Source organism: Flavobacterium sp. FlaQc-52 (genome assembly GCF_044007495.1).
GTDB lineage: Bacteria > Bacteroidota > Bacteroidia > Flavobacteriales > Flavobacteriaceae > Flavobacterium > Flavobacterium cupriresistens.
In genome coordinates, this window is the sequence record NZ_JBIPCV010000001.1 from 293578 (window position 1) to 317971 (window position 24394).

Sequence of the window (24394 nt, forward strand, 5' to 3'; positions counted from 1 at the left end):
AAGTTTAAGTCAATCGGAAGTCCCGATGTTCAATTTTCAGAAGAAATATATTATTGTGCTTATTTTGGAATAAGCACAAGATAGAAGATAGCGCCAGCTAAGAGAATTACTTTGCGGACATTTATCATAAAGTGCGAAGCGTTATAAGAGAACACTTCGGACAGCGATTTTTACTTTAAATTATTAAATTCGTATAAAGTAAAATCTGTCAAATAAATAACTGATTTAGTTATAAAATATAAAAATTGAAACATAAAAAAAACGAACAAAAAACGATATAATATTACTACAGCAACTTTAAAAGTTAACCAATAATCAATATTATCAAAATTAAACTCAACAGTTGATAAATGAAAGTTTAGTAAAGAAGTAAAAAAAGAACTTGCAATTACAAAAAATATACAAAGAATTGCAACAATAATCGAATATGACAATGTAAAAGAAAAATTTTTGAGATAATTGAATGTTCTATTGTTTAATGTATTAGTTTCTGTTCTAATCTTCAATTCAGAAATATTTTCATTTTCTTTTTGCTTTATAGTTTCTAGTTTAGATAATTTATCAGGAATTTTCAACAAAACACTATACATCAATCCTGAAAACAATGATAAAAGCATTGCTAAAATCTTTGAGTCTTCAATAAATTTTTCATTCTTATAATAAACAAGAAAAATACTGAGTCCGAACATTGTGAGATATACCAAAATCAATTCAAGTTTGTTGGTAGTATTATCTTCGTTTTTACAAACACTCTGCATAGCGTTAATATAAATATTCCAAACTTTTTTTATCATTGCCTTTCAATTTTAGAATAATGACCTTCGATTAATTCACGCAATAAACTGTCACAAAAAGATTTTAACTCCGAAAAATCAGGAATGCCATTATCGTCAAAATTGACTCTACCATTTAAATAAATTCGTGGCATAACATCATGAGTATCTAATTCAAATTTAGATGTTTTTTTTGTTGCTAAATTTTGTAAGACTACTTTTTTCTTTACAGAATCTGATAATCTAGCATTTTTCAATGCTAAACTAGAAAATATTCTATTCAAAACTGGAACTTTGTCAGGAGTGATAGTATTACTACCAGTTGGTTTTATACTAATTTCAATATGATACTTATCGCATAAATTCGAAAAAGCAGTTTCTTCCGTTAAAGATGAAGATAACACATTTGTAATGTAATTCATCTCAATAACTTTACTATTTCCTCTAAATTCATCTCTGATACAATTCGGTAATATAGGGTGCGGGACTGCCTTATTATATTTACCTGATATTTTAAATAAATCAGTGATATGCTGTATGAATTCTCCTCTAATACTAGCCCCACCATAGATTTGAAAAAACAGATATCCTACATTACTCTCTAATGGAAAATGTAAGTAAAAAAAGTATTTATCATTAATAACAGTTCCTTCTAGATCTTCTTCCTCTTCCCTATTTGTGATGGGTGATTTTGTTTTACCTGAACCTTTAGAACCACCTTTTAAAACACCCCAAACATTTTCATCAGTTATATCAAAACCATACTCCGATATATCTGTAGATAACGTAAAAGCTTTATTTCGTAATTCAGTATACCCCGAGTCGATATGGTTTATGAAAACTTGAACAAATTCACTAAATAGATCATTTACTGGATTTATACCTGAAGTATTTAATAATACGTCTTTTAAAGTATTATTTAGGTTATTGGATAATGGTTTTAAAGCGATAGTAAAAACTTCTAGTTTAACACTTTCTGGATTATTCATATATTTTTAGTTTTATTTTTAATAGTGATTACTACAATACTAAATTTCAAAACCACCCGTTATAATAAATTTTTGAAGCAGATTATGCGTTTTTATATTTACTCTAAATGCGGGAATGGTTACACCTTCCACTTTTTCAAAGTAGGCTTTGGCTTTAGTTTTATCTATTGTATTTTTTAGTTCATCAAAACGAACATACTCATTGATATTCAGCTCATTTAGACCAGAATCCATTAAGTTGCGAAGTTTTACTTCGTCTAGACCAAGTAGGGTAGCTATTTTTTTTATTTGATCATTCTTGGCATTATATCGATACTCTGTAATATATTCTCTAAATGTTTTACCACTTTCAATACGTATAACACCGCTTTGAACATCGTGTATGAAAATGTTAGCATACTTCTGTTCTTCTTGTGTGAGTGAAGCAAAGGATTTATGAAGCTCATCGAGTGTCTTTTGTAATTCTATTGCATTTACACCTTCTTTTCTTAATACTTTTAAATATTTATCGAAACGAGAGTTCATGTAATCAGCATCAATTTTATCGGTATCTATTTCCGTCAAATGCCCTTCAATTTCATAGGGTACTTCAGAAATTCGCATACCACCGCCTGCTCCATTAAATAATTCCTTATAACGCAGTGCTAAAATCAAATAGGTGTTTTCGTCAAAATCTATTTTAATTTCGCGCTTTTCTTTTCCTTTACCGAAATCGTATTGTAATTTACTCCATTTAAAGCCTTGTATTTTTGCTGCTTCTAGAAAATGGTTCAACAGTTTAAATAGTTCCGCAAATCGACCTCGTTCTGGAATACTGTCGGGTACTCTTTCGAAATTTTGAATTCCTGCCAAATTAAAAAGTTGTGCTATTTCATTATAAGTATAATTTAATGAATTTAGATTTTGGTCCAATTTTTCTACAAATAAATCTACTGGTCTGTCTCCTGAATATAATTTTATTGCATCCTTAATATTGCGTTCCATAGTATGCGGAAATCGGTAATACCGTATGGTTCCAAATGGTTTTTCTGGACCAAAAAGACGATTGGTTCGAGAAAATGCCTGAATTATATTCTCATATTTTAGCATTTTATCTAAGTACAAGGTATTAATCCATTTGGAGTCAAAACCCGTTAGCATTTGATCGACTACAATTAATAAATCAATTTGTTTTTCACGACTATTTTCTATTCTAAGATAGGGTTGTTTATGTGCCAAACGTGATGCAATATCTTTTTTAAATTTTGAATGGGTTGCTAACGTATAGTCTCTCTCGTATCTTGCGTTGTAATCTTCGAGTATTTCTACCAATCCATCTTCTTTAAAAACAGCACCACCTACATTTTCGATATTGGGATCAAAAAGTGCTGTCGTTTTTAAGCTTGGCTGTAGTCTTTTTATCAATCGGTAATAATCAATGGCTTCATTGATACTGCTGGTTGCAAAAATGGCGTGAAATTTATTATTTTGACTCAATACTAACCAATTTTCCAAAATATCTTCCGCAACTTTTTCTTGGTGTTGTATTCGTTCGTATTGCGATTTTGGTATAAAATCTTCTATGCCTTTAATATAATTCCCTGTAGTTTCGGTATGACCAGCCATTCTCACAATAGTCATAAAAGTATTAAAAATTTCTCTTTTTTTAGGATCTGCCATTGCTTCGGTTTCATCAATTGCCTTGGCTTTTTCTAAAGCTACAAATTTTCGCAAATCACGGTCTTTGTAAGTCAACATTTTGTAGGGATCAAATCCCAAAACATTTTTGTCTCTAATACCATCGCCAATACTATAACGGTGCAATTCATCGCCAAAAATGGTCGAAGTAGTGTTTAGTTTCTTTTGGTTTTCGTCTAAAATAGGCGTTCCAGTAAACCCAAAAAAGATAGCCGAAGTAAAGGTGTTTTTAATATCGATAAGCATATCCCCAAAAGTAGAACGGTGTGCTTCATCTACAATAAAAACCAATCTTTTGTTATTGATGAGTTCGATGTCTTGCGTATTTAAACCTTCTTCTTCATTTTTGATGTTACTCATTTTTTGAATGGAAGTAACAATTAAGTTGTTTGCAGGGTCAATACTCTTTAATTTATTTACTAAAACCCCTGTGTTTTCTGTAGCTTGTACTTCCTCATTTTCATCCGAAAAACCACGATATTCTTTTAAGGATTGCGTACCCAACTCAATTCGATCCATCAAGAAAATCACTTTGTCTGCATCTTGAGAGTTGGCTATTAATTGTGCCGATTTGAAGCTGGTCATAGTTTTACCCGAACCAGTTGTGTGCCAAATATAACCACCTAAAGCGTGTTTGCTCTTCCAATCGGTTTTGGCTACTTTGTCGGAAATGGCATTTGATGCATAGTATTGATAACTACGCATTACTTTTAACACCCCATCGGTATCGTCTGGCACAGTATAGAAACCAATAAGTTGGTGCGCCATAGGAATAGAGAGTAATTTAGAAGCAATGTCTGCCCATTGATTTATAGGTTCGTTATTAAAATCTGCCCAATGAAAATAAAAATCTTTATTAAATTTTCCATCAGGGCCTGGATTAGCAAAATATACGGTTTCTTCGGGTTGCATGGCTACAAAAACCTGTACTAAGGCAAACAAGCCTGTAAAATTGCCCGAACGTGCGTAATTTTCTATTTGGTGGCAGGCTTGACTTACGGCAACTCCACTTCTTTTTAATTCGATATGAATTAAGGGCATACCGTTTATTAATAACAATACATCGCCACGCCTGTCATTGAGTATTTTAGATTTGCTCTTAAATTGCGGTTGTTGTACAATTTGATACCGACTTTGTCCGCCTGCAATTTCGTGACGGTCGTATATTTTTAAACTTATTTCTTTACCAAAATGTAATTCATCTGCTGGATTATCGCGTTTTATGGCTACCGTTTTACCGTTTATAAAACCGTTTAATTTAAGAGGTGTGCGTAGTGTGGTGATTTGCTCCAATATTTGTTGCATTTCGCCTTCAGTAAGCGGTGTGTTGTTTAAACGGTCTATATCTCTATTATTCTCAAAAAGGATGTTTGCCCAATTTTGAAGCAAGTCGGCTTCGGTTGGGTTTTTTATCACTTGACTGTTCCACCCTTTTTGGGAGGAAAGTGCCAGTATCAATGCTTCTTCAAAATCAGATTCTTTGGTAAATGTCATTTTTTATATTTTTTAGAAATCTACTAATTTAGTCTTGTGCCACAAACATTTTGGTAAAACAGGCTTTTTTGATGTTGTTGAGTTTATCAATTTGCGTTTGGAGTAGTTCTATTTGAATGTCTAGATTTTTGAAATATTGTCCTATTTTAGATTGTTCAGTTTCACTTTGTGGAACATAACTTTTATAATCAGCTATTTCTGTTAAGGATATGTGTTTTATTGTTCCTCCATGAGATTTAATTTTCATTTCATTAAAAAACTTACCAGTATTTAGAAACTGATATAAAAATTCTGAATCAAAAAATGCTTTTAATCTCCCAACCCTTTGAGCTAAAACTTGTTTATTGTTAATTACTTTAGCTGTTCTTCCAACTGTACCATCCATAGTAACAAGTACTTCATTTATATCCAACACATAATGCCTTGTAGCTTCATAAATATTTATTCTGTTTCCTTTGGAATTATCAACTGTTGAGGAGTTATTTTGGATGTTTCCATTTGTAATTACAAGATACTCCCCTTTATCAGTAAAAGTTTTACTATCAAACGGGTATCCCGTTGAAACTGATGCTAATTCTCGTATTTCTTTCACCTTCCAATCCTCAGTAAACCCTTTAAAACGAATTTCAGGTACAACAGCATCTTTTTTAGGGAACATTTTAACCAACATGGCTTTTTTCAGTACAACCAACTTATCATGTTTTTTTTGATTCAGACTAATAAGGTTGTCTAAGTTTTGAAAGAAAGTACCTATTTGTTTTTGTTCATTTAATGAAGAAGAAAGTACAATTTTTAAAGACAAAAGGTTTTCTGGTTTTACAGATTGACGCTTTACGACTGTACCTTCTTCATATTGCAATGCTCTTAATTTGAACTTTTCACTTTTTACAATTAGCTCCATAAAAGATGGTTCTTCTTTTGTTGTAAAAGTTATATAAATTGGAGAAATTACACCTTTTTTATGTTTGTTTCTATCTATTGCTCCATACTTAAGATTAGAAGGATTATAAACAATGTCATTAAATTCTGTTAGTTTATAAACCTTATTTTCTTGATCTAAAGTTAAATGATCTCTATTGTTTGATTTTCTTTCGCTTCTATCAATGACTCCTTGTCCTGAAGCAAATGCTAAAATAGGAGCATCTTCAGATATTTTTTGCATTTCTTTACGTTCAGTTAAAAAATCACCTAATTCTTGGTGTACCCAATCCTCCGTAAAACCTTTAAACCGAATTGCTGGATTTTTATTCTTCTTATCCATGTAACAAAGTTTTAAATTCGTTTAACCCTTTCATGTCAAATTCGTTACCGTCTAATTCATTAATTAGTTTAGATAAAGCATTTTCTGCTTCATCTATTTGATTAGCAACTTCAGCGTATGTGGTACTATATTTGTCTACCAAGGTTTTTATTTTGGTAGTCAATTCTTCTATAGTGGTTTTTGGTAAATTATTTAATGAAGTTACTACAGGGTGTATCCATTTTAGCTCCAGTAACTCATTTACCTGTTTCTCGGTAAGTGCTTCAATAGTGGCTTTGGTTTGTAATTGTAATTTGGCTTGTTCTTCCTTAACTGTTTTTTTAGTTTCTTTTTCTTCCGTAATTAAAGCATCTGCTTTTAGTATGTTGGCTTCGTACGAATCTTTTTCTATCGCCCCTTCTTTCTTATTTTCGGCTTTAATTTGTTTGGCTAGTTTTATCACTTCGGCATTTACAAAACCGTCTTTGGCTTCGTTTACAGTGTCTTCTTCCTTTTCTTCTTCGGTTAATAAATCTAAGAGTTCTTCGAATGTTGCTGTAATTTCAATAAGTCGATTTTCTTTTTTCTGTACACTTTGTAGTTGTTCTTTTAGGTAGGTTTCTTGTACAAGCTCAAAAGGCATAATGCGACCTTTCCAACCTTCTTGCACTTCTATCTCTTTACCATCTTTCTTTTTCAGTACCATGTTAGGGTCAACCACTGTGGTAGCTTCAAAACCTTCGGTTTGTATGATTTCTAAATCTACTTTTATGGCTTCCCATTGGTTGTCTAGTAATTGGTAAGCTTCATATTTGTCGATGAGTGCAATAGGTTCTAATCTTTTAAACATATTATTACCTAGTATTTCTTCTTGTCTAGGAACGTGTACGGTGAGCATATTGTCTAAGAGTTCTTTTTTTAAGAATGCATCAAAGTTATTAAATGATGCAGAGAATTTTTCAATATATTCGGTAACGCTTGGATGTTCGTGAATTGATTTGTTGATGTCTTCTACCTTTAAATTGGCATTGACTTCGGAAGTTGTAGCAAACAAGGTTTCTCTCAAATTTGGGAAAGCTTCCCAGTATTTATTTAGTGCGTCTATTTCATTCACCGGAATACCGCCAAACATAGACGCGTAAATATCCCAACTTTCGGCATTTGCTGATGAATCTACATATCTAGGAATATTCAAGTTGTACTCGTTTTGTCTGATGGTATCGCGTTTTACTACTTGAGCAAACTTTGGAATTTGTTTTCTGTCACGCAAGGCATCGGCAATTCGTTTGATATCTGAAGCTCTTAGTTTGTTGTTTTTTCCGTCTTTAATGAATCCCTTTGAGGCATCAATAATGAGCACATCGTTGTTTTGTCGTACTTGCTTTAGGACAATAACCACCGTTGGAATACCAGTACCAAAGAAAATACTTGGAGGCAAACCAATAATGGCGTCAATATGATTGGCTTCAATTAGTTTTTTACGAATAGTACCTTCTTCACCACCACGGAACAAAACCCCGTGTGGTAATACAATGGTCATAATTCCGTCAGGCTTGATGTGAAATAAATCGTGTAGCAAGAAAGCGAAATCTGCTTTTGATTTTGGAGCCAAGCCAAAGCGTGCATAACGCGCATCGGAATCCTTGTAGGTAGGATCCCATTTTTGCGAATACGGCGGATTGGAAACTACAGCATCCACATACAATGCACTGTAGGAGTGAATTGCATCATTTTCATCAAAATAAGGCCAATCGTCTTCTAGTGTGTCTCCATTACGGGTAACAATATTATTGACATTGATGTCTCGCATTATCAAGTTCATACGAGTCAGGTTATAGGTATTCTTTTTTAATTCTTGGGCATAATACTTAATGTTGTTTTTATTATCCATGTGTTTGGCAACACTTGCCCCAATATTGATAAGCAAAGAGCCTGAGCCACTACAAGAATCATAAATTTGAATTTCTTTTCGATCCTTTAAATGATTGGAGATAATTTCGGATAATAAAACGGAAACTTCATGAGGTGTATAGAATTCACCCGCTTTTTTACCTGCATTAGCGGCAAATTTCTCAATGAGATACTCATAGATAAAACCCAGTACATCATAACCTTGATTTCCATCCATGGGAATATCTTTAATCAAATGCAAAAGATCACTAATGGCTTTGGTTTGTTTTTGTGCACTATCTCCGAGCTTGCTTAATCCCGTTTCCAAGGTTTCAAAAATTCCGTCGAATAACTTTTTGTGTGCTGGACTAATTAAACGACTAAAAGCAGAAAGTCCTTCCCTTACATTAGAAACGTCAAAGTCTTTGCCTTTACTAATCCAAGTAGAGAATAAATTTTCATAAGCAATAAAATAGCCAATATTTTGTTTGATATGGTCAACTGTTTCAATATCAATTTCCCTAAGAGCTTTTACATCACTTTCAGTAAAATCCTGATCTTTACAATATTGTAGTTCTTTGTCTGATAGGTATTTGTAGAAAATAAAACCTAAAATGTAATCTTTATATTCATTTGCCTCGATTTTAGATCGCATTTGGTTTGCTGATTCCCAAATTTTGGCTGCAAGCTGTTGTTTATTCATGTTTTTTTTTTGTTTGAAACAATTGTTAGCTTCTATTAAATTATATAATATGCCCACATTGTAATGTACAATAATACAAAAAAGCAAACAAAATAAAGGAGAGGAAAGTCATAAACAATTTAATATTATTTAAAATAAGTATTGCTTAGAAATGACAAATAACAAATGCATCATTCTGTTTCTTCCTTCTTGTTTCCCAACTCCAATTAACTCCTCTCGTTCTCAACCTCTCGTAAAACTTTCCCCTCAATCAAAACCCAACAACCCATATAACAAATGCTCTAAATATTTTATACCACTCTATTAATATAATTTTGATTAATAATCAAACCTATATTTTTATAGAGTTAGGAAAAATATTACAATCTGAGATTATGGAATAATATAGTTTTGTACATTAAATAAAAAAAGATGCCTAAGCATCTTAATAAATGATAGATTTACAATGACTTTTATATATCATAATCTAATAGATCTTTAGGGTGTTTACCTAGACCTTTTGCTAAATCCAAAAGTGTACTAAATGACAAATTTCGTTTTCCGTTCTCAATATCACTAACCGTAGCTTTAATAAGTTTATCACTATTTAAAACAACTTCATCTTGACTAAGATTCAAATCTTTTCTTAGATTCTTAATATGTTTGCCAAATTTTTTAAGTTTTACTTCCCTTTGCTTATCCATATTTTATTGTTTTAAACAAAAGGCGTTATATTTTTTCATAAAAATGTTATAAGAACTTATAACAAATAAATATTTTTTGTTATATTTGGTTAATATTTGAATTAACATTCAATAAAATTTGCATTAAGCAGATAATTAAATAATTTTGCGATTCTTCATAAAAATATTTGAAGCATTCGCTTTGAATCTCGTTTTCAAAAACTGGCGTTTTTATTAACCACGAGAGGATAAGTAAGATGCTCACGTCTTATGGCGTGGGCTCACTTATTTGTGGTAAGGTGCCGCCAGTACCTTGAAAACGATAAGCTGAGTTCCGCGCCTTTTTTATGCTCAAAACTCACTTGATTCCAGGCTAATCTTCTTATTATTTATAGACTTGCAGTTAATTACTAACTATTCTAACCGCCAAATAATCTTGCTTATGATTTAAACCAATTTAGAATTTAATTAATGCCTGTGTTTTTTCTAATTTGAATTAGTATTAAAAGCACAGGCTATTAAACAAAAAAATGGCCCTCTACCACAGCGACTAAACTAGTATAGAGGACCGTAGCCAATCAAATCATATTTAACTAACCAATCCCAAAATTATGAATAATTATTCATTTTCCAAGGGTGGAATGGATCTCTATTGCCTAATTTTTCTAGGTTTTCTACTGTCTGTTTCACCATTGTCTGCCAAAAATCAATCTCAGCAAAGCAATTCATTTTCCCAACAGCATAAGGTTCAGGGTACTGTAACAGATGGTACTAATCCCCTGCCCGGTGTAACCATTGCCATTAAAAACAAAAAAAATAACGCCGTAATTTCCGACTACAACGGTCAGTTCTCGCTCACCTGCTCTCCTAATGACACTCTTATAGTTTCATATATAGGCTTTAAAACCGCACTTATTTCTATTCAGGGACGTTCACTTGTAGACATAGTCCTTTCCTACGATACCACTACTCTTCAAGAAGTCCGTGTCAATGCGGGATATTATTCAGTTAAAGAAAGCGAACGTACCGGAAGTATCGCACGTATAACTTCTAAAGATATAGAAACCCAGCCCGTAACAAATGTATTGGCAACCATGCAAGGGCGAATGGTAGGTGTTAGTATTACCCAAACCACTGGAGTTCCCGGTGGAGGTTTTGATATTAAAATCAGAGGACAAAATAGTCTTAGAACTGATGCCAATGCTCCCCTATATATCATAGATGGAGTTCCTTTCTCTTCTGAGCCCATTGGTTATAACCAGACCAATACAACCTATCCTGGTCTGTCGAGTCCACTCAACAACATTAATCCCGATAATATCGAAAGCATTGAGATTCTTAAAGATGCGGATGCCACTGCTATTTATGGCTCCAGAGGAGCCAACGGCGTTGTACTTATAACAACAAAAAAAGGGAAAGAAGGCAAGACCAGGTTCACCCTTACTGCCTCTACGGGCGCAGGAAAAGTGACCAAATTCATGGATCTTATGAATACCCAGCAGTACTTGGCTATGCGAAAACAGGCTTTCATAAATGACGGTCTTGTTAATTATAACCCATCGGATTACGACATCAACGGCACTTGGGATCAAAACCGCTATACCAACTGGCAGAAAACCTTGATAGGAAATACAGCACAGATAAATGACCTTCAGGGAACCATAACCGGCGGTTCGGAGAAAACACAATTTCTCCTAAGCGGCAGCTATCGCACAGAATCAACAGTATTCATCGGCGACTTTCTCTATAAAAAAGGAGGAAGCCATTTTAGCCTGAACCACCGCTCTGATGACAGCAAATTTCGATTAGCTTTTTCAGCTGGCTATACACTGCAGGACAATGATATGCCGGCATCCGACTTTACTTCCGTATCACGGATACTCGCACCAAATGCCCCGGCGCTTTACAATCAGGACGGCACCCTGAACTGGGCCGAGGGAACATGGGAGAATCCCCTTGGAAATCTTTTTCCTAAAGTAAAATCCAAAACAAATGATCTTGTAGCCAATACGGTACTTTCTTATGAACTGCTTCCGGGTCTTGTCCTAAAAAGCAGTTTGGGGTATACAAACCTCAGCACCACCGAAACAAGAACCTGGCCTTCCTCTGCTTTTAATCCCGCAGCAAATGTTCCGAGTTCACGATCAGGGATATATTACAATAATACCAAACGGTCTTCATGGATAGCTGAACCTCAGATCAGCTGGGACAAAGACCTTCTGGGTGGAAAGCTCGGAGTTCTTCTGGGATCAACATTTCAAAGCCAGACCACAGAGAGGCTGTATCAATACGCTGAAGGATTCAGTTCCAACTCCCTGATTTATAATCTGGCAGCAGCCACTTATATAAAAATTAATCTTAACGATGAAACCCAATATAAATATCAGGCCTTCTTCGCAAGGCTCAATTACAATTACCAGCAGCGCTACATCCTTAACTTTACCTTTAGACGCGACGGATCAAGCCGCTTCAGCCCTGAGAACAGGTTCTCCAATTTTGGAGCCGTCGGAGCCGCTTGGCTGTTTTCTAGTGAGGAAATTCTTAAAAACAGCTCATGGCTGAGTTTTGGAAAAATTCGCAGCAGTTACGGAATCACAGGAAATGACCAAATTGGCGATTATCAGTTTTTAAATACGTACACTACATCCGGAGTAAATTACAATGGCGTGATCGGGCTCCAGCCTTCAAGACTCTATAATCCAAACTTTGGATGGGAAACCAATAAGAAATTTGAAATTGCGGCAGAGCTTGGATTTCTGCGCGATCGCATATTCCTGACTGCCGCATGGTATCAGAACCGTTCCTCGAATCAATTGACAGGCATCCCTCTGCCGGGCACCACAGGATTTACTACACTCCAGGCCAATCTTGATGCTACAGTTGAAAATAAAGGGACGGAACTGACTCTGCGTACAGTTAACGTAAATACTGGAAACTTTAATTGGACAACCAGCCTTAATTTGACCTTTGCCCGTAATAAGCTTCTGAAGTTTCCCGGACTGGAAAGCTCTCCTTATAGTCAGAAGTACCGTATCGGAAAACCCTTAAATATTGCACTGCTCTATCAGTATAAAGGAATCGATCCCCAGACTGGCCTGCACACCTTTGAAGATCTGAATGCCGATGGAAGGATCTCTTTTCCTGAAGACCAGCAAGTGGTCACTGATCTTAATCCTAAATATTTTGGAGGGCTTCAAAATCAGCTGACCTATAAGAAATGGAAACTTGATTTCCTTTTTCAATTTGTAAGTCAAAAAAACAGGGCTGTTGCAATGGAAAATGCAGGTATGATGTTAAATCAGCCCTCAAGAATGATAGACAGCTGGAAAACCCCGGGAGACAACGCAAAATACCAAATTTATACCACAGGTACAAACGACGCGGCGCTCAATGGTGATTATTTATTTAGTGGTAGTACAGCGGCTTTTGAGGATACCTCTTTTATACGTTTGAAAAATATTGCCTTATCCTATGATGTCCCTCTGAATCTAAAGGAAACGCAATGCCGCATTATGCTTCAGGGGCAGAATCTTTTGACCTTCACCAAATATAAAGACGGAGATCCTGAGTTTATCTCGTACGGCTATCTGCCGCCTCTTAAGGTAATCTCTGCCGCTGTACAGTTAACATTTTAAATCAGGAAAAAAATGAAAATAATCAATAGAAATACTCAAAAACTCACAACTCTCATTATCCTCTTCTTTACAATGAATGCTTGTGAATCATTTGTCGATGTCGATATGCCTAAATCCCAATTGACAAGCTCAGCTGTATTTGAAAGCTATCCTATTGCAGAGGCTGCCCTTACCAATATATACGGGGCAATCCGGGACAAGGGAATGATTGCCGGAACAAACTCAGGATTGTCAAATACACTGGGAAACTATACCGATGAGATGGTAGCGTACGGGACACCGTCCAACCAGGCCCTGAATTTTTATAACAATTCATTACTGCCCACAAACATTACTATTACTGATTACTGGAATACAGCATATAACCAGATCTACGCCGCCAATTCCATCATTGAAGGATCACAGGCCAGTTCAGCATTGACCGCGGAGAATAAGAAGCAACTGCAGGGAGAGGCACTTTTCATAAGAGCGCTCGAGCATTTTTATCTGGTTAATCTCTTTGGAGACATCCCATATATTATCTCCACAGATTACAAGAAAAACAGAGAGGCAAAAAGAATTCCTGCCAGTGAGGTTTATTTAAACATTATAGCTGATTTGCAAAATGCAGCAAATTTTCTACCAGTTTCGTATAACACGAATGAAAGAATCCGTCCCAATCGTTATACCGCGAAGGCATTGCTGGCCAGAGTCTATCTCTATAGTGGCGCCTATCCGGAGGCCTCAAATGAAGCCTCTTCTGTGTTGAATCAGGCCGATACATATCAGCTGATAAAAAACATCGATGCGGTTTTTTTGATAAACTCCAAGGAAACTATCTGGCAGCTTAAGGCTGCAGGGACAGGACAAAATACCAAAGAAGGAGCAACATTTATACTTACCTATACTCCCCCTTCCCTTACAGCCATGCGTACCAGCCTTGCCGATTCTTTCAACAGTTCTGACCTTCGCAGATCCAATTGGATTAAATCCGTGACTAATGGAACGACTACCTGGTTTTTTCCTTTTAAATACAAACAAAGAAATGCTGCCGCTACATCTACGGAGTATTCTGTTGTTTTTCGTCTTGCTGAACAATATTTAATCCGTGCCGAGGCAAGAGCGCGTCAAGGCGATTTAATAGGCGCCAAGGAAGATCTTAATGTAATTAGAAACAGGGCCGGGCTTACAGATGCGCCTGCTGTTAGCAAAGATGAAATTCTGGAGGCTGTCCTACAGGAAAGGAAATGGGAACTCTTCAGCGAATACGGACATCGTTTTTTTGATTTAAAGCGATTTAATAAAAGTGATCTAATTCTTTCTCCTACAAAACCAGGATGGAATACTACTGATGCTCTTTTTCCGATCCCGCAGAATGAACTGAGCGCCAACCCCTATCTGGATCCTCAAAATCCGGGATATTAAACAACAAAAACATGCGAAGCCATAATACTAAAAAAAACGTTTACACGGCCTTTATAAAACGGCTAACACAGCTTTTATTTGTTTTTTATATTTTGCCATTAGTAGCCTGTCCCTTATGGGGACAGGTGGTGCAAAAAAAAATAGTAGAGGCTTCTGATAATCATTTATGGGGTGTACTAGGCTTGGATAAAATATCTGCCGACCAGGAGTGGGTCTCCTATAAAATGAGATATGAAAACGGCATTGACAGTCTTTTTGTTCAAAACACCATCACAAACAAAACCTATAACCTTCCCTATGGAGATAAAACAGCATTTATTAATAACAATTCATTTACAACTCTTTTTGAAAAAAATCTCTATATCCTAAATTTAAAAACCGGAAAACAGGAAATTATCAAATCCGTTAACCACTACAATTACTCGGCTCTCACTAATTATCTGATTATAGATTATGAAGCAACAAACCAGCAGAAAATGGTAATCCGCAACCCTGATGGAAGGATAAAAAAGGTAATTTCCAATCTTACAGGTTTTTCATTAAGTCCTGATGACCAGCAACTCCTATACACTACCAAAGTAGATAATAAATCCAGTATTATCCTTTTAAATCTCAAAACGCAAAGAGAAAAGCAGCTCTTAGTGGAGGGGCGTCATAATTACGCGGGAGTTACCTGGCAGCGTTATGGTAAATCTCTGGCATTTATTGCCAAGACAGAGCTAACATCAGAAGCTTCCCTTTTCTATTACTTGGTGGAGCAAGACCAGCTTTTCGAATTGAAATCCGAAACTCTGGCTGATTCAGGCTTCCCGGACAAAGCATCATTAGCCGATGATAATAGGATGAAACTACTGGTCTCGGATGATATGCGGAAGGTGTTTTTTGCTTTTAAAGACACGGGAAATGTTTCAGAAAACAAACCAGATTCGGATGTTGAAATTTGGAATGGTAATGATCAATGGGTGTACGCGCAAGAACAGATCTATGGAAACTTTCATAGGAGGTCTAAAATTGCCCTATGGTTTCCGCTCACTAGTACTATTGTACCAATCACTACTGAAAAGCTTCCCAAATTGATGCTCACCGGCAATCAAGATTATGCCTTGCTCTCAAACCCCAAAGAGTATGAACCTCAGTTTGATCAGGATGGCGCCAGGGATTTCTATATTATGAATCTTCAGACCCTGGAAAAAACGCTGTTCTTGAAAAAGCAATCTGCCTATACTAATAGCATAATTCCCTCTCCAATGGGAAAATATATTGCTTACTTTAAAGATAAAAACTGGTGGATTTACAATATCATCGATAAAACGCACACTAACATTACAAAAAATATAGAAACAAATTTTTCTGCAAAGGAAGAGATCTTAAACCCGGAATCTGTTTGTGGTAATCCGGGATGGAGCCTTAATGATAAAGAAATTCTGCTATACGATCAATATGACATCTGGGCCATTAAACCCGACGGCAAATCTCCTCGAAGACTCACCCATGGCAGGGAATCAAAGGTAAAGTACCGCATCGCGGAGAGCCCTGATAAATATACCACCATCTCATTATCGGATGAAATCAAAGTTGAAAATTATGATCTGCAAAAAGAGCTGTACCTGAGCGCTGTGGCAGACGATGGAAAAACCGGTTTTTTTAAATGGAAAAATCACTCTGGAGCGATTCCTTTAGTGCATGAAGATGCGCTTATTTCTGACCTCTATTATACACAAAAAAAAGAAAAATTCTTTTACCTGAAACAGAGATTTGATCTGCCTATCCAGTTGATCATGCAGCATAATAAATCCAAAACTAAAGTAGTTTTTCAAAGCAATCCTCAGTTTCAGAAATATCATTGGGGCGCCTCAGAATTGATCCGATACCAAAATGCGAAAGGCGAGAGCCTCAAAGCAGTATTGCTTTATCCTGCAAACTATGATCCTAACAAAAAATACCCGATGGTCGTTCATATCTATGAACTGCAGTCAAAAAATCTCCATCAGTTTGTTAGTCCCAGCCTTTACAATGAAACGGGATTTAATCCCTCTTTATTTACGCTGAACGGATACTTTGTGCTGCTTCCCGATATTACCCTTGCACATCAAAACCCAGGCATATCTGCTTTAGACTGTACAGTATCGGCAGTAAAAAAAGTAATAGGGAAAAGACTCATAAATCCAATGAAAATTGGGCTTATCGGTCATTCCTTCGGCGGCTATGAATCTTTTTTTATTAGTACCCAGACAAACCTTTTCGTGGCGGCCATAGCCGGCGGCGGAATTACGGATCTGAAAAGTTTTTATCTAACCCTGAATCGAAATACCGGAAAACCCGACATGTGGCGCTTTGAAACTTCACAATGGATGATGGGAAAAACCCCTTTTGAAGCGCCTTTGCCTTACTGGCAGAATTCACCGATTGATCACGTGGAAAAAACAAAAACGCCCCTTTTGACCTGGACAGGGAAAAATGATCGGCAGGTCGATCCCAATCAAAGCATGGAGTATTATCTCGCCCTTCGACGTCTGGGAAAAAAAAATATAATGCTCATATATCCTAGTGAAGGACATGTACTGCAAAAACCTGAAAACCAACAAGATTTAACAATGCGCACCCTGCAATGGTTCGACTACTATCTAAAGGGCGATTTAACCAATGAGTGGATTACCGCCGGGATGCAATAGCAACTATTTCAAAACAAAAAAACAATGCAGTTCTTATCGGGAACTGCATTGCTCTTTAATAAAAAATTAAAAATTAGGGTTGATAAACCTCAACGCTACAATTATTGGTATCTTCATTTATACCAAACGCTTGATTACCTGCTACTTTACATAAAGCTCCTGGTGTGTCGCTGCATGTTCTCTTGATGTTACAGGCACCGTTCTGAAGGGTATACCCATCCACCGAAGCTGTGGTTTTAGGAGCACTCTGCATCGAGACAGTGGCAAACGCACCTGATATCCCCAGTGCAATAACTCCTAATGGAATCATGTTTTTAAAATTTAAAGTTTTCATGATAATAAATATTAAATTAGACTTTTTTGATCTACTTTTTTTTACAGGTATTCGATCTTTTTTCCTGATATCGGCCGATATATCTTTAGGCATTAGAAACTCTTATTTCTGTTGCTCAGTATTTCTTTTTTTAAAATATCCTGAAGTTGGTAAACAATTAGCTCATCATCCATAATGGCATATAAATTTGATGCCGTCACAAAAAAGGATCTAAACTTTTTGTCTCTAATTTTATAAAGGGCAAAACTCATTATATAAGCTTTCTTTTTCAGATCGTAAACGTCAATAATATAAGCCTGCTGCCAAATTTTTTCATCCTCAAATTTTCCCTGTATTGTGGAATGGACAAACAAAAGATTCTCACAGGCTACTACATGCTCATTGACAAGTAAAGGGGGCGCTGCCATTTTTCTCTCCTTACGGTCCTCAAGGTAAGCAACTTTTATTTTTGCCTTAGAAATAGTATCAATGGTACGACCTCTATAAGCAACAACAGCATTAGGATCAGCAACAATATATTGGTTGCGATAATAGTAAACATAAATCACTTGATTTAGTTTTTCGCTGAATACCAACTGACCGTCAGTATCAAAAATACCGTCAATCTGTTTTTGTAAAAAAGAAGAATTATAGACGGTCGTAGGAACTCTATCCTCATTGTAAGCTCCAATGATCTGCTCTCCTTTTTGGCCTTTATTAGATCTAAAAACCAATGCTGCGGTGTCCACCGGTTCTGCCCTGGTAAAAAAAGGCAGGTCCTTGAATTCTTTATCAATCTTCCAATTAATTGTTTTTCCCTTAAAAACAGCAGGGACACTTCCATCCATTAAATAAAAATCAGAGCCTCGAACAATTATTTTAACCATTTTGAAATGAATATTTTTAGGATCAAAAATTATTTTTTCGGTCCTTCTCTCTCCCAGCGTTGCATCCATCGATAGAACATGCAAGGGATCGGTATAATTTCCAAGATAAATTCTATTATTATTGTACCCTGCAAAATAATAAGAGTTGAACTTTAGATCCGTACTTCTTTCACGCATTATAGGATGCTGGGGATAACGCCGAATGAAAGGATTTTTATGCTGCATCTTATCCTCAGAAGAAAAAAACAAGACAATAATAGATAAGGTGCTCAGAATAATATTTATTGGTATACTCTTTATAGGCCGAATTGGGATTCTAATTAATGAAGGATCACGAATTGATTTATAATTAATAATAAAAGCCAAACATCCCAATGCCATAAAAATCAGATTAAAAACAAGGTGAGCATTCCATGTCATTTTCTCTAAAACACCACCGCAGGAACAGGGAACAAAAGAACTGTAATACAATATTACATAGATATAAACACTAAACATTGTCATTAAACTTATGGCTAAAAAAAGACCCGGATTTCTAAGCTTTGGCACAATAAGCAATAAGGCTATAATAAGCTCTAGTAACGGAACCATCCATGAAAGTAACATTGCATAGACACTTAATATGGGAGACTGTCCAAGCTGCACCTGAAAATTTTCAAAATCGAGCAGTTTGCTCACTGCCGCATAAACAAACAGCAGGACATATAAAAGGCAGATAACCTCAACAATATATAGCTTAAGTTTCTTATTTAAAGTAAGTGCCATAACTACGATCTTTGAATTACACAATGTAAAATTCTGAATTACAAATCAATAACACTTATACTATCGGGAGCGAGTATTACTCAGAAAGGATTAATCTTTTTCACTTGAAAAAAGATTACCTGTTTTGTTTCGGCCTATTTCTTTTGGGGAGAGTCCAAATTGTTTTTTGAATGATTTTGAAAAATTAGGATAGCTGTTAAAACCGTTCATAAACGAAATATTTTTCAAAGGAATATCGGTCTGCTCTATCATTAGGTAAGCCCTTTTAAGTCGCTGTTCAGTATAAAACTTGTAGACACTTGTATGAAAAAAATACCGAAATCCGTCTTTGAGTTTGAAATCATTTGTACCAAAATGTCTTGCAAGTTCTTTTATCGACGGCAATGGCTCCCCCAAATTCGCGAGTACGTAATCATACACCCGCTGTATTAGGCGCGCATCGGCCTTTCTAAAATTATGCTGCCTTTGCTCCTTTGTTTCATATAATTCCGGAACAGCATCATCAAGATGGAGAAAGGGAGCTATGAAACTGAGCACCGTAAACTTACCATCCGACAATCTCGATACCGAGCATTCAGCACTTACTATCAGCTTTTTATATGTTATGAAATTCAGCGTAATAATTTCACCTGATAGAAGCATTTCCTCCAACTCCTTTCTCTCAACCTCTGACATATCAGAGAAATCATCCAGTAAGAATTCTTGTATTGGCCTGCTAAGCATCTCTATCGAATCATAACCCAGAATTTGTAACGCGCCTTGGTTCACATCTTTAATTGAATGATTTTCATCTAGGATAAAAGTTGCAGGTGTCACCATCCTATGAGTAATGTAGGGATTGACAAAACCTGAATGAAAAGCGGATTCTTTGAGTTCTTCCGCTACCATATTGACCAGGACGACCAAAGTTTCAATTTCGTCGTCATAGCTGCTCAAAGGGATTTGGTTATTGAAATTGCCCCTTGCCATTTCAAATAACATTTTATGCATGAATACCATCCGCTGGCGGTTGTGAGGGCTTTTCATCTGTGTTGCTTTATATATACTATATATCGACCGGTTACGACCAGTTTTAAACGAAGGCCTTTAGATAATCCAATGCCTCCTGCTCTACTGTAAATATTCGAGTAGGCACGGAAGGTTTGTTAATCTCCAGGTAGAAAGTGCTCATAGTCATGGAAACATTTTCACTACCGATCAGAGCGACTGCTTTTGCAAGCAGTGACCCGGATTTGGCAAGATAGTCCCTTGCAGCTTTGTCAATTGAGGCTATACCCCTGGTATCACAAAATACAGGAAGGTGCCTTTCATTCTGAAATGCAATCCTGTCTGCAACTACGCACATTGCTACTTGTAAATCAAGTACTGTATTAGGTTTATATTCGAAAAAGAGGATTCCTTTTTCAATCCAAAACCTTGCATTTTGATTCTCAAAAGATTCATGTGAGGCGATCATGATCATTTAATTTAAAAACTTGAAATTTAACAAAATTATAAAGATTTAGAAACATTGTCATTGTCAAATGTGGATTATTTCTTGCAAAACACTCCGATTTGTTGTCAAATCGGGAATTACCCTTGCCAAATTGGGAATATAATATCTGCAAGTAAAAACGCTTTCAATTTTTATATTGAATTTTAGATGTCTAATTTTCAGACATTTATAAAAAACACAAATCTAAACCTAAAAATTTTATAGAAATGGCAAAAATAAAACACAACAATTTTATCGATACGGTAGACACTGTTTTTTCTAGTGCAAAGGAAAAAGGCATTTTGCACCTATACGCAGAAGGCGAATATTTAAATGGCCGAACCATAAAAATTAACGGAAACGAAATGCTCCATTTTGGCACTACGGGATATTTGGGACTTGAACAGGATGAAAGGTTAAAAGAGGCTGCAATAAATGCTATAAGAAATTACGGGACGCAGTTCCCTCTTTCTAAAACTTATCTTTCGCATCCTTTATATGCTGAATTGGAAAGCAAAATAGAACAGATGTACGGTGTACCTCCAATCATAACGAAGAACAGTACCCTTGGACATATGGCTATTATTCCAACCCTGATAAGAGATGAAGATGCAGTAATTCTGGACCATCAAGCGCACTGGAGTGTGCAGAATGCCTGTCAGGTGCTAAAGCTTAGGGGAATACCCGTAGAGATGATACGCCATAACAATCTGGAAATGCTTGAAGACAAAATTCGGATGCTCAGTGGTAAATCGGGCAAAATCTGGTACATGGCGGACGGTGTTTATTCTATGTACGGTGATTATTCACCAGTACAGGATCTTTTGAACCTTGCTCGAAAATATCCGCAGCTTCACCTCTATTTTGATGATGTACATGGAATGAGTTGGAAAGGTAAAAATGGTACTGGTTTTATCTTCGATGCCATTGGAACACTGGAAGAAAATATTGTTGTTGTCAGCACGCTGAGCAAAACTTTTGGTGCCAGCGGTGCTACATTTTTCTGTAGCGATCTTAAATTACGCGAGAAGATTAAAACTTTTGGCGGTCCTCTTACCTTCTCGGCTCAGCTTGAACCTGCATCGGTTGCCGCTGCAATCGCATCCTGTGACATACATCTTTCTGCAGAAATCTACGAGCACCAGACTCAACTTGCCAAAAAAACAGCACATTTCAGCACGCTGCTTTCAAACACCAGCCTGCCTCTAGTCTCTGATAATGATTCTCCAGTTTTCTTTCTTGGAATGGGGACACCTGCTACCGCTTATAATTTTACCAAGCGCCTTTTCTCAGAGGGCTTTTACCTAAACCTTGGCATCTATCCTGCAGTACCTATTAAAAATACCGGAATCCGTATCACGATATCGGCGCATAATAAAACTGAAGATATTTCAGAACTTGCCCGTGCAATGGATTACCACTACCAGAAAGCCGTGGAAGAAACCGGAAGCAGTGATGAAAAGATACGACAGGCTTTTAGAATGGATATTAAAACAAAACTACCTGCTCAAAAACAGCAAACAGAACTTCTGCATATTGAAGAGAGAACTACAATAGAGAATATCGACAAGCAGGAATGGAATAAATATTTGGGCACTCATAATATCCTGGATTGGGACGGAATGAATTATCTTGAACAAACTTTCTCCGGTAACGAGGATTCCGCCACCAAATGGGATTTCTTCTATTATATAATCAGGGACCAAAACATGCAAGTTGTTTTAATAACGTTCTGCACATTCGGGATTTGGAAAGATGATATGCTCTCTACAGAATCAGTTTCAAGATACCTTGAAGAAATTCGAAAAACAGACCTCATGCATATGACTTCCAAAGTACTAAGTACTGGCTCGTTGTTTACTGAGGGAATGCATTGTTATATTGACCAAAGTCATCCTCTGGCAGAGCAATCATTTCGAATGCTTTTGAATAAGATGGAAGAAACATACAATTCTTTAGGGGCTGATATGGTCGTTCTGCGTGATTTTGAAAATGGATTCAAGTGGGATGAAATGGTTAGAAACCAAGGGTATTTCAGGATTGATATGCCAGAATCCTGTATTATTGAAAATAAAAACTGGCCCACAATTGAGAATTATGGTTCCCTGCTTTCAACCCGTTCACGCCAGCATTACAACAGGGAAATATTGCCATACGAAAAATTCTACGATGTTGAAATAAAGGATTGCCTCAATCAAGAAGAAATAAACAGGGCTTACGAGCTATACTGCAATGTAAAGGATCGCAACCTAGCCATAAATACCTTCACATACAACAGACAAGTATTTGAAAATATGAACAGCTCTCCAAACTGGGAGTTCTTAATTCTGACCCTTAAAAATGCAGTTGAAAAGAATTTCGTTGGAATAATGTTTTGCTATAAAAATTCAGGAAATGTATATGTGCCTGAACTTATCGGCATGGACTATATTGCAGCAGAAGGTTTCAATCTATACAGACAGCTTTTATACCAAACAATCAAAAGAGCGCGAGAGCTTGAAATTGAGCGAATTGATTTCGGTATATCGGCAAGCTTTGAGAAGAAAAAACTTGGCGCTTCCATCATAACGAAGGTCGCTTACGTACAAGCCAAGGACAACTACGCTATGGAACTGATGCAGACACTGCAGAATGAAACCAATACCGCGCGCTGATATAATATATTTAAATTCTCCAACGAAAAGTAACCTCATAATGTATCTGGGCAGAAATGCCCTCACTTTTCCTTGTTCAAATAAATCTAAATTCTGTTGTCATGATAAGATCTACATGTGAGAACGCACTTCAGGTTATCCGAAAAGCAGAACAGGAATTCAGCTTAGATCCTGAACATATAATTGAAAAATCCTACCACATGACTACCGTTCTTCGAAACTTGCTTTGTACGGTTAAAAAAAAAGTTTTAGAAAAAGGATTCTCCGATGAAAATGAAGAGATTAATTTTTTTAAAAGTATCAAACCCCAAATACTGGGAAAACTGATTTTCTATAATAAAGTTTTTCGAATTGAAGCATCCTGTCCGGTTGTAACCGGTAAAATGCATCATAAATATTTTTCCAATGAGCTTAATATCCTCAAGCAGGAATATAAAGAACACTTTTATAACACTGATTTTTATCGCTATTATCGCACGGGAAGAACCGAATGGGACCATCATTTCTTTTGTCGGGGAAAAATAGACCTTCATGAAGGAGTTAATAGTTTTGTTTTTGAAATTGACACTCAATTTTCTACGTATTATGATTATAAGGTAGCTCGTATAATTGCTAACGAACTGCTTAACAGTTACCTCGTTTCTAAAATTGAACCTGACACCCAGCAGTCCACCATTTTTTCAGACGGAAATGCAGCTAACAGAGATTTTTTCTGGACAGATTCAAAGAATGCTCTGATCGAATTAATTTACGCACTTCACGCGTCGGGCAGTATTTCTCATGGAAAAGCCGGCATCCGTAAAATCAGTATGGTTTTCCAGTTGCTTTTTAGGATCCAGCTCGGCGATGTCCATCATGCCTACCATAGGATGAAAGACAGGGCTGATAGCAAAAGTATTTTTCTGGATCAGCTGAAATTATCGCTTAAACAACACATGGAAAAAGAGGTTTAATTTTTTTAAAAATTGCAATTTTATTGCCAATGAGGTGCAATTGGCATCAAATGGCTACTGGCATATAATTACTTCTATATGCTCAATTATCCCAGTAAATCAGCAACACATCCTAATTTTTATTCCGTTAAAATTTTCATAAAACAGCATTTTACATTGGCTGATATTGGCAATGAAAAACTTTTGCTGGTGGCAATTTTGCATCACTA

General features: G+C 36.2%; 15 protein-coding genes. 5 read left to right on the forward strand and 10 right to left on the reverse strand.

The genetic code is table 11. From position 1 onward, the window contains the following. Nucleotides 1-170: 170 nt before the first annotated feature. From ACHRV5_RS01290 to ACHRV5_RS01315, 6 genes are all read right to left on the reverse strand, one after another. Entirely contained in the window at nucleotides 171-794 is a 624-nt protein-coding gene (locus ACHRV5_RS01290; protein WP_395425460.1) for a hypothetical protein, read from the reverse strand. Continuing rightward, on the reverse strand, nucleotides 791-1762 hold the full coding sequence (locus tag ACHRV5_RS01295) for a hypothetical protein (protein ID WP_395425461.1): 972 nt from the start codon (nucleotides 1760-1762) through the stop codon (nucleotides 791-793). The genes ACHRV5_RS01290 and ACHRV5_RS01295 overlap by 4 nt, the downstream gene beginning before the upstream one ends. Nucleotides 1763-1801: 39 nt before the next feature. After that, nucleotides 1802-4933 (reverse strand): type I restriction endonuclease subunit R, encoded by a 3132-nt coding sequence (locus tag ACHRV5_RS01300; protein ID WP_395425462.1) that lies wholly within the window; start codon nucleotides 4931-4933, stop codon nucleotides 1802-1804. A 28-nt stretch (nucleotides 4934-4961) separates the two neighbouring features. Continuing rightward, the gene (locus ACHRV5_RS01305; RefSeq protein WP_395425463.1) at nucleotides 4962-6194 is read right to left on the reverse strand and encodes a restriction endonuclease subunit S; all 1233 of its coding nucleotides are present in this window, start codon (nucleotides 6192-6194) and stop codon (nucleotides 4962-4964) included. Then, nucleotides 6187-8766, reverse strand: coding sequence for a type I restriction-modification system subunit M (locus ACHRV5_RS01310; RefSeq protein ID WP_395425464.1), 2580 nt, complete (start codon nucleotides 8764-8766; stop codon nucleotides 6187-6189). Before ACHRV5_RS01310 ends, ACHRV5_RS01305 begins: the two co-directional genes overlap by 8 nt. A gap of 452 nt (nucleotides 8767-9218) precedes the next feature. After that, nucleotides 9219-9449 (reverse strand): helix-turn-helix domain-containing protein, encoded by a 231-nt coding sequence (locus tag ACHRV5_RS01315; protein ID WP_395425465.1) that lies wholly within the window; start codon nucleotides 9447-9449, stop codon nucleotides 9219-9221. A gap of 620 nt (nucleotides 9450-10069) precedes the next feature. On the opposite strand from ACHRV5_RS01315, the gene ACHRV5_RS01320 reads away from it, so the two are divergent. The 3 genes from ACHRV5_RS01320 to ACHRV5_RS01330 all read left to right on the forward strand — a co-directional run bounded on the left by ACHRV5_RS01320 (nucleotide 10070) and on the right by ACHRV5_RS01330 (nucleotide 17139). Continuing rightward, nucleotides 10070-13063, forward strand: a complete 2994-nt coding sequence (locus tag ACHRV5_RS01320; RefSeq protein WP_395425466.1) for a SusC/RagA family TonB-linked outer membrane protein — start codon at nucleotides 10070-10072, stop codon at nucleotides 13061-13063. A 12-nt stretch (nucleotides 13064-13075) separates the two neighbouring features. Continuing rightward, nucleotides 13076-14467 carry a RagB/SusD family nutrient uptake outer membrane protein gene (locus ACHRV5_RS01325; RefSeq protein WP_395425467.1) on the forward strand — a complete coding sequence of 464 codons (1392 nt, stop codon included), beginning with the start codon at nucleotides 13076-13078 and terminating at the stop codon, nucleotides 14465-14467. Between the two features lie 92 nt (nucleotides 14468-14559). Beyond that, nucleotides 14560-17139: a S9 family peptidase gene (locus ACHRV5_RS01330; protein WP_395425468.1), complete on the forward strand. Its 2580-nt coding sequence runs from the start codon at nucleotides 14560-14562 to the stop codon at nucleotides 17137-17139. A 73-nt stretch (nucleotides 17140-17212) separates the two neighbouring features. On the opposite strand, the gene ACHRV5_RS01335 is transcribed toward ACHRV5_RS01330, so the two are convergent. The 4 genes from ACHRV5_RS01335 to ACHRV5_RS01350 form a co-directional block, all read right to left on the reverse strand. Then, nucleotides 17213-17473 carry a DUF6520 family protein gene (locus ACHRV5_RS01335; protein ID WP_395425469.1) on the reverse strand — a complete coding sequence of 87 codons (261 nt, stop codon included), beginning with the start codon at nucleotides 17471-17473 and terminating at the stop codon, nucleotides 17213-17215. A 92-nt stretch (nucleotides 17474-17565) separates the two neighbouring features. Then, nucleotides 17566-19104, reverse strand: a complete 1539-nt coding sequence (locus tag ACHRV5_RS01340; protein WP_395425470.1) for a MauE/DoxX family redox-associated membrane protein — start codon at nucleotides 19102-19104, stop codon at nucleotides 17566-17568. 90 nt (nucleotides 19105-19194) lie between these two features. After that, nucleotides 19195-20130, reverse strand: a complete 936-nt coding sequence (locus ACHRV5_RS01345) for a helix-turn-helix domain-containing protein (RefSeq protein WP_395425471.1) — start codon at nucleotides 20128-20130, stop codon at nucleotides 19195-19197. Nucleotides 20131-20176: 46 nt separating this feature from the next. Further along, nucleotides 20177-20560, reverse strand: a complete 384-nt coding sequence (locus ACHRV5_RS01350) for a hypothetical protein (RefSeq protein ID WP_395425472.1) — start codon at nucleotides 20558-20560, stop codon at nucleotides 20177-20179. Nucleotides 20561-20805: 245 nt separating this feature from the next. Here ACHRV5_RS01350 and ACHRV5_RS01355 point away from each other — a divergent pair, with 245 nt between their 5' ends. Continuing rightward, nucleotides 20806-23232, forward strand: a complete 2427-nt coding sequence (locus ACHRV5_RS01355; RefSeq protein WP_395425473.1) for an aminotransferase class I/II-fold pyridoxal phosphate-dependent enzyme — start codon at nucleotides 20806-20808, stop codon at nucleotides 23230-23232. 104 nt (nucleotides 23233-23336) lie between these two features. Further along, nucleotides 23337-24185: an RteC domain-containing protein gene (locus ACHRV5_RS01360; RefSeq protein WP_395425833.1), complete on the forward strand. Its 849-nt coding sequence runs from the start codon at nucleotides 23337-23339 to the stop codon at nucleotides 24183-24185. Nucleotides 24186-24394 lie beyond the last annotated feature (209 nt).

Excerpts from the sequence above, each read along its gene's own strand:
- ACHRV5_RS01290 (WP_395425460.1), bottom strand. The coding sequence starts at position 794 with ATGATAAAAAAAGTTTGGAATATTTATATTAACGCTATGCAGAGTGTT.
- ACHRV5_RS01295 (WP_395425461.1), bottom strand. The coding sequence starts at position 1,762 with ATGAATAATCCAGAAAGTGTTAAACTAGAAGTTTTTACTATCGCTTTA.
- ACHRV5_RS01300 (WP_395425462.1), bottom strand. The coding sequence starts at position 4,933 with ATGACATTTACCAAAGAATCTGATTTTGAAGAAGCATTGATACTGGCA.
- ACHRV5_RS01305 (WP_395425463.1), bottom strand. The coding sequence starts at position 6,194 with ATGGATAAGAAGAATAAAAATCCAGCAATTCGGTTTAAAGGTTTTACG.
- ACHRV5_RS01310 (WP_395425464.1), bottom strand. The coding sequence starts at position 8,766 with ATGAATAAACAACAGCTTGCAGCCAAAATTTGGGAATCAGCAAACCAA.
- ACHRV5_RS01315 (WP_395425465.1), bottom strand. The coding sequence starts at position 9,449 with ATGGATAAGCAAAGGGAAGTAAAACTTAAAAAATTTGGCAAACATATT.
- ACHRV5_RS01320 (WP_395425466.1), top strand. The coding sequence starts at position 10,070 with ATGGATCTCTATTGCCTAATTTTTCTAGGTTTTCTACTGTCTGTTTCA.
- ACHRV5_RS01325 (WP_395425467.1), top strand. The coding sequence starts at position 13,076 with ATGAAAATAATCAATAGAAATACTCAAAAACTCACAACTCTCATTATC.
- ACHRV5_RS01335 (WP_395425469.1), bottom strand. The coding sequence starts at position 17,473 with ATGAAAACTTTAAATTTTAAAAACATGATTCCATTAGGAGTTATTGCA.
- ACHRV5_RS01340 (WP_395425470.1), bottom strand. The coding sequence starts at position 19,104 with ATGGCACTTACTTTAAATAAGAAACTTAAGCTATATATTGTTGAGGTT.
- ACHRV5_RS01345 (WP_395425471.1), bottom strand. The coding sequence starts at position 20,130 with ATGAAAAGCCCTCACAACCGCCAGCGGATGGTATTCATGCATAAAATG.
- ACHRV5_RS01350 (WP_395425472.1), bottom strand. The coding sequence starts at position 20,560 with ATGATCGCCTCACATGAATCTTTTGAGAATCAAAATGCAAGGTTTTGG.
- ACHRV5_RS01355 (WP_395425473.1), top strand. The coding sequence starts at position 20,806 with ATGGCAAAAATAAAACACAACAATTTTATCGATACGGTAGACACTGTT.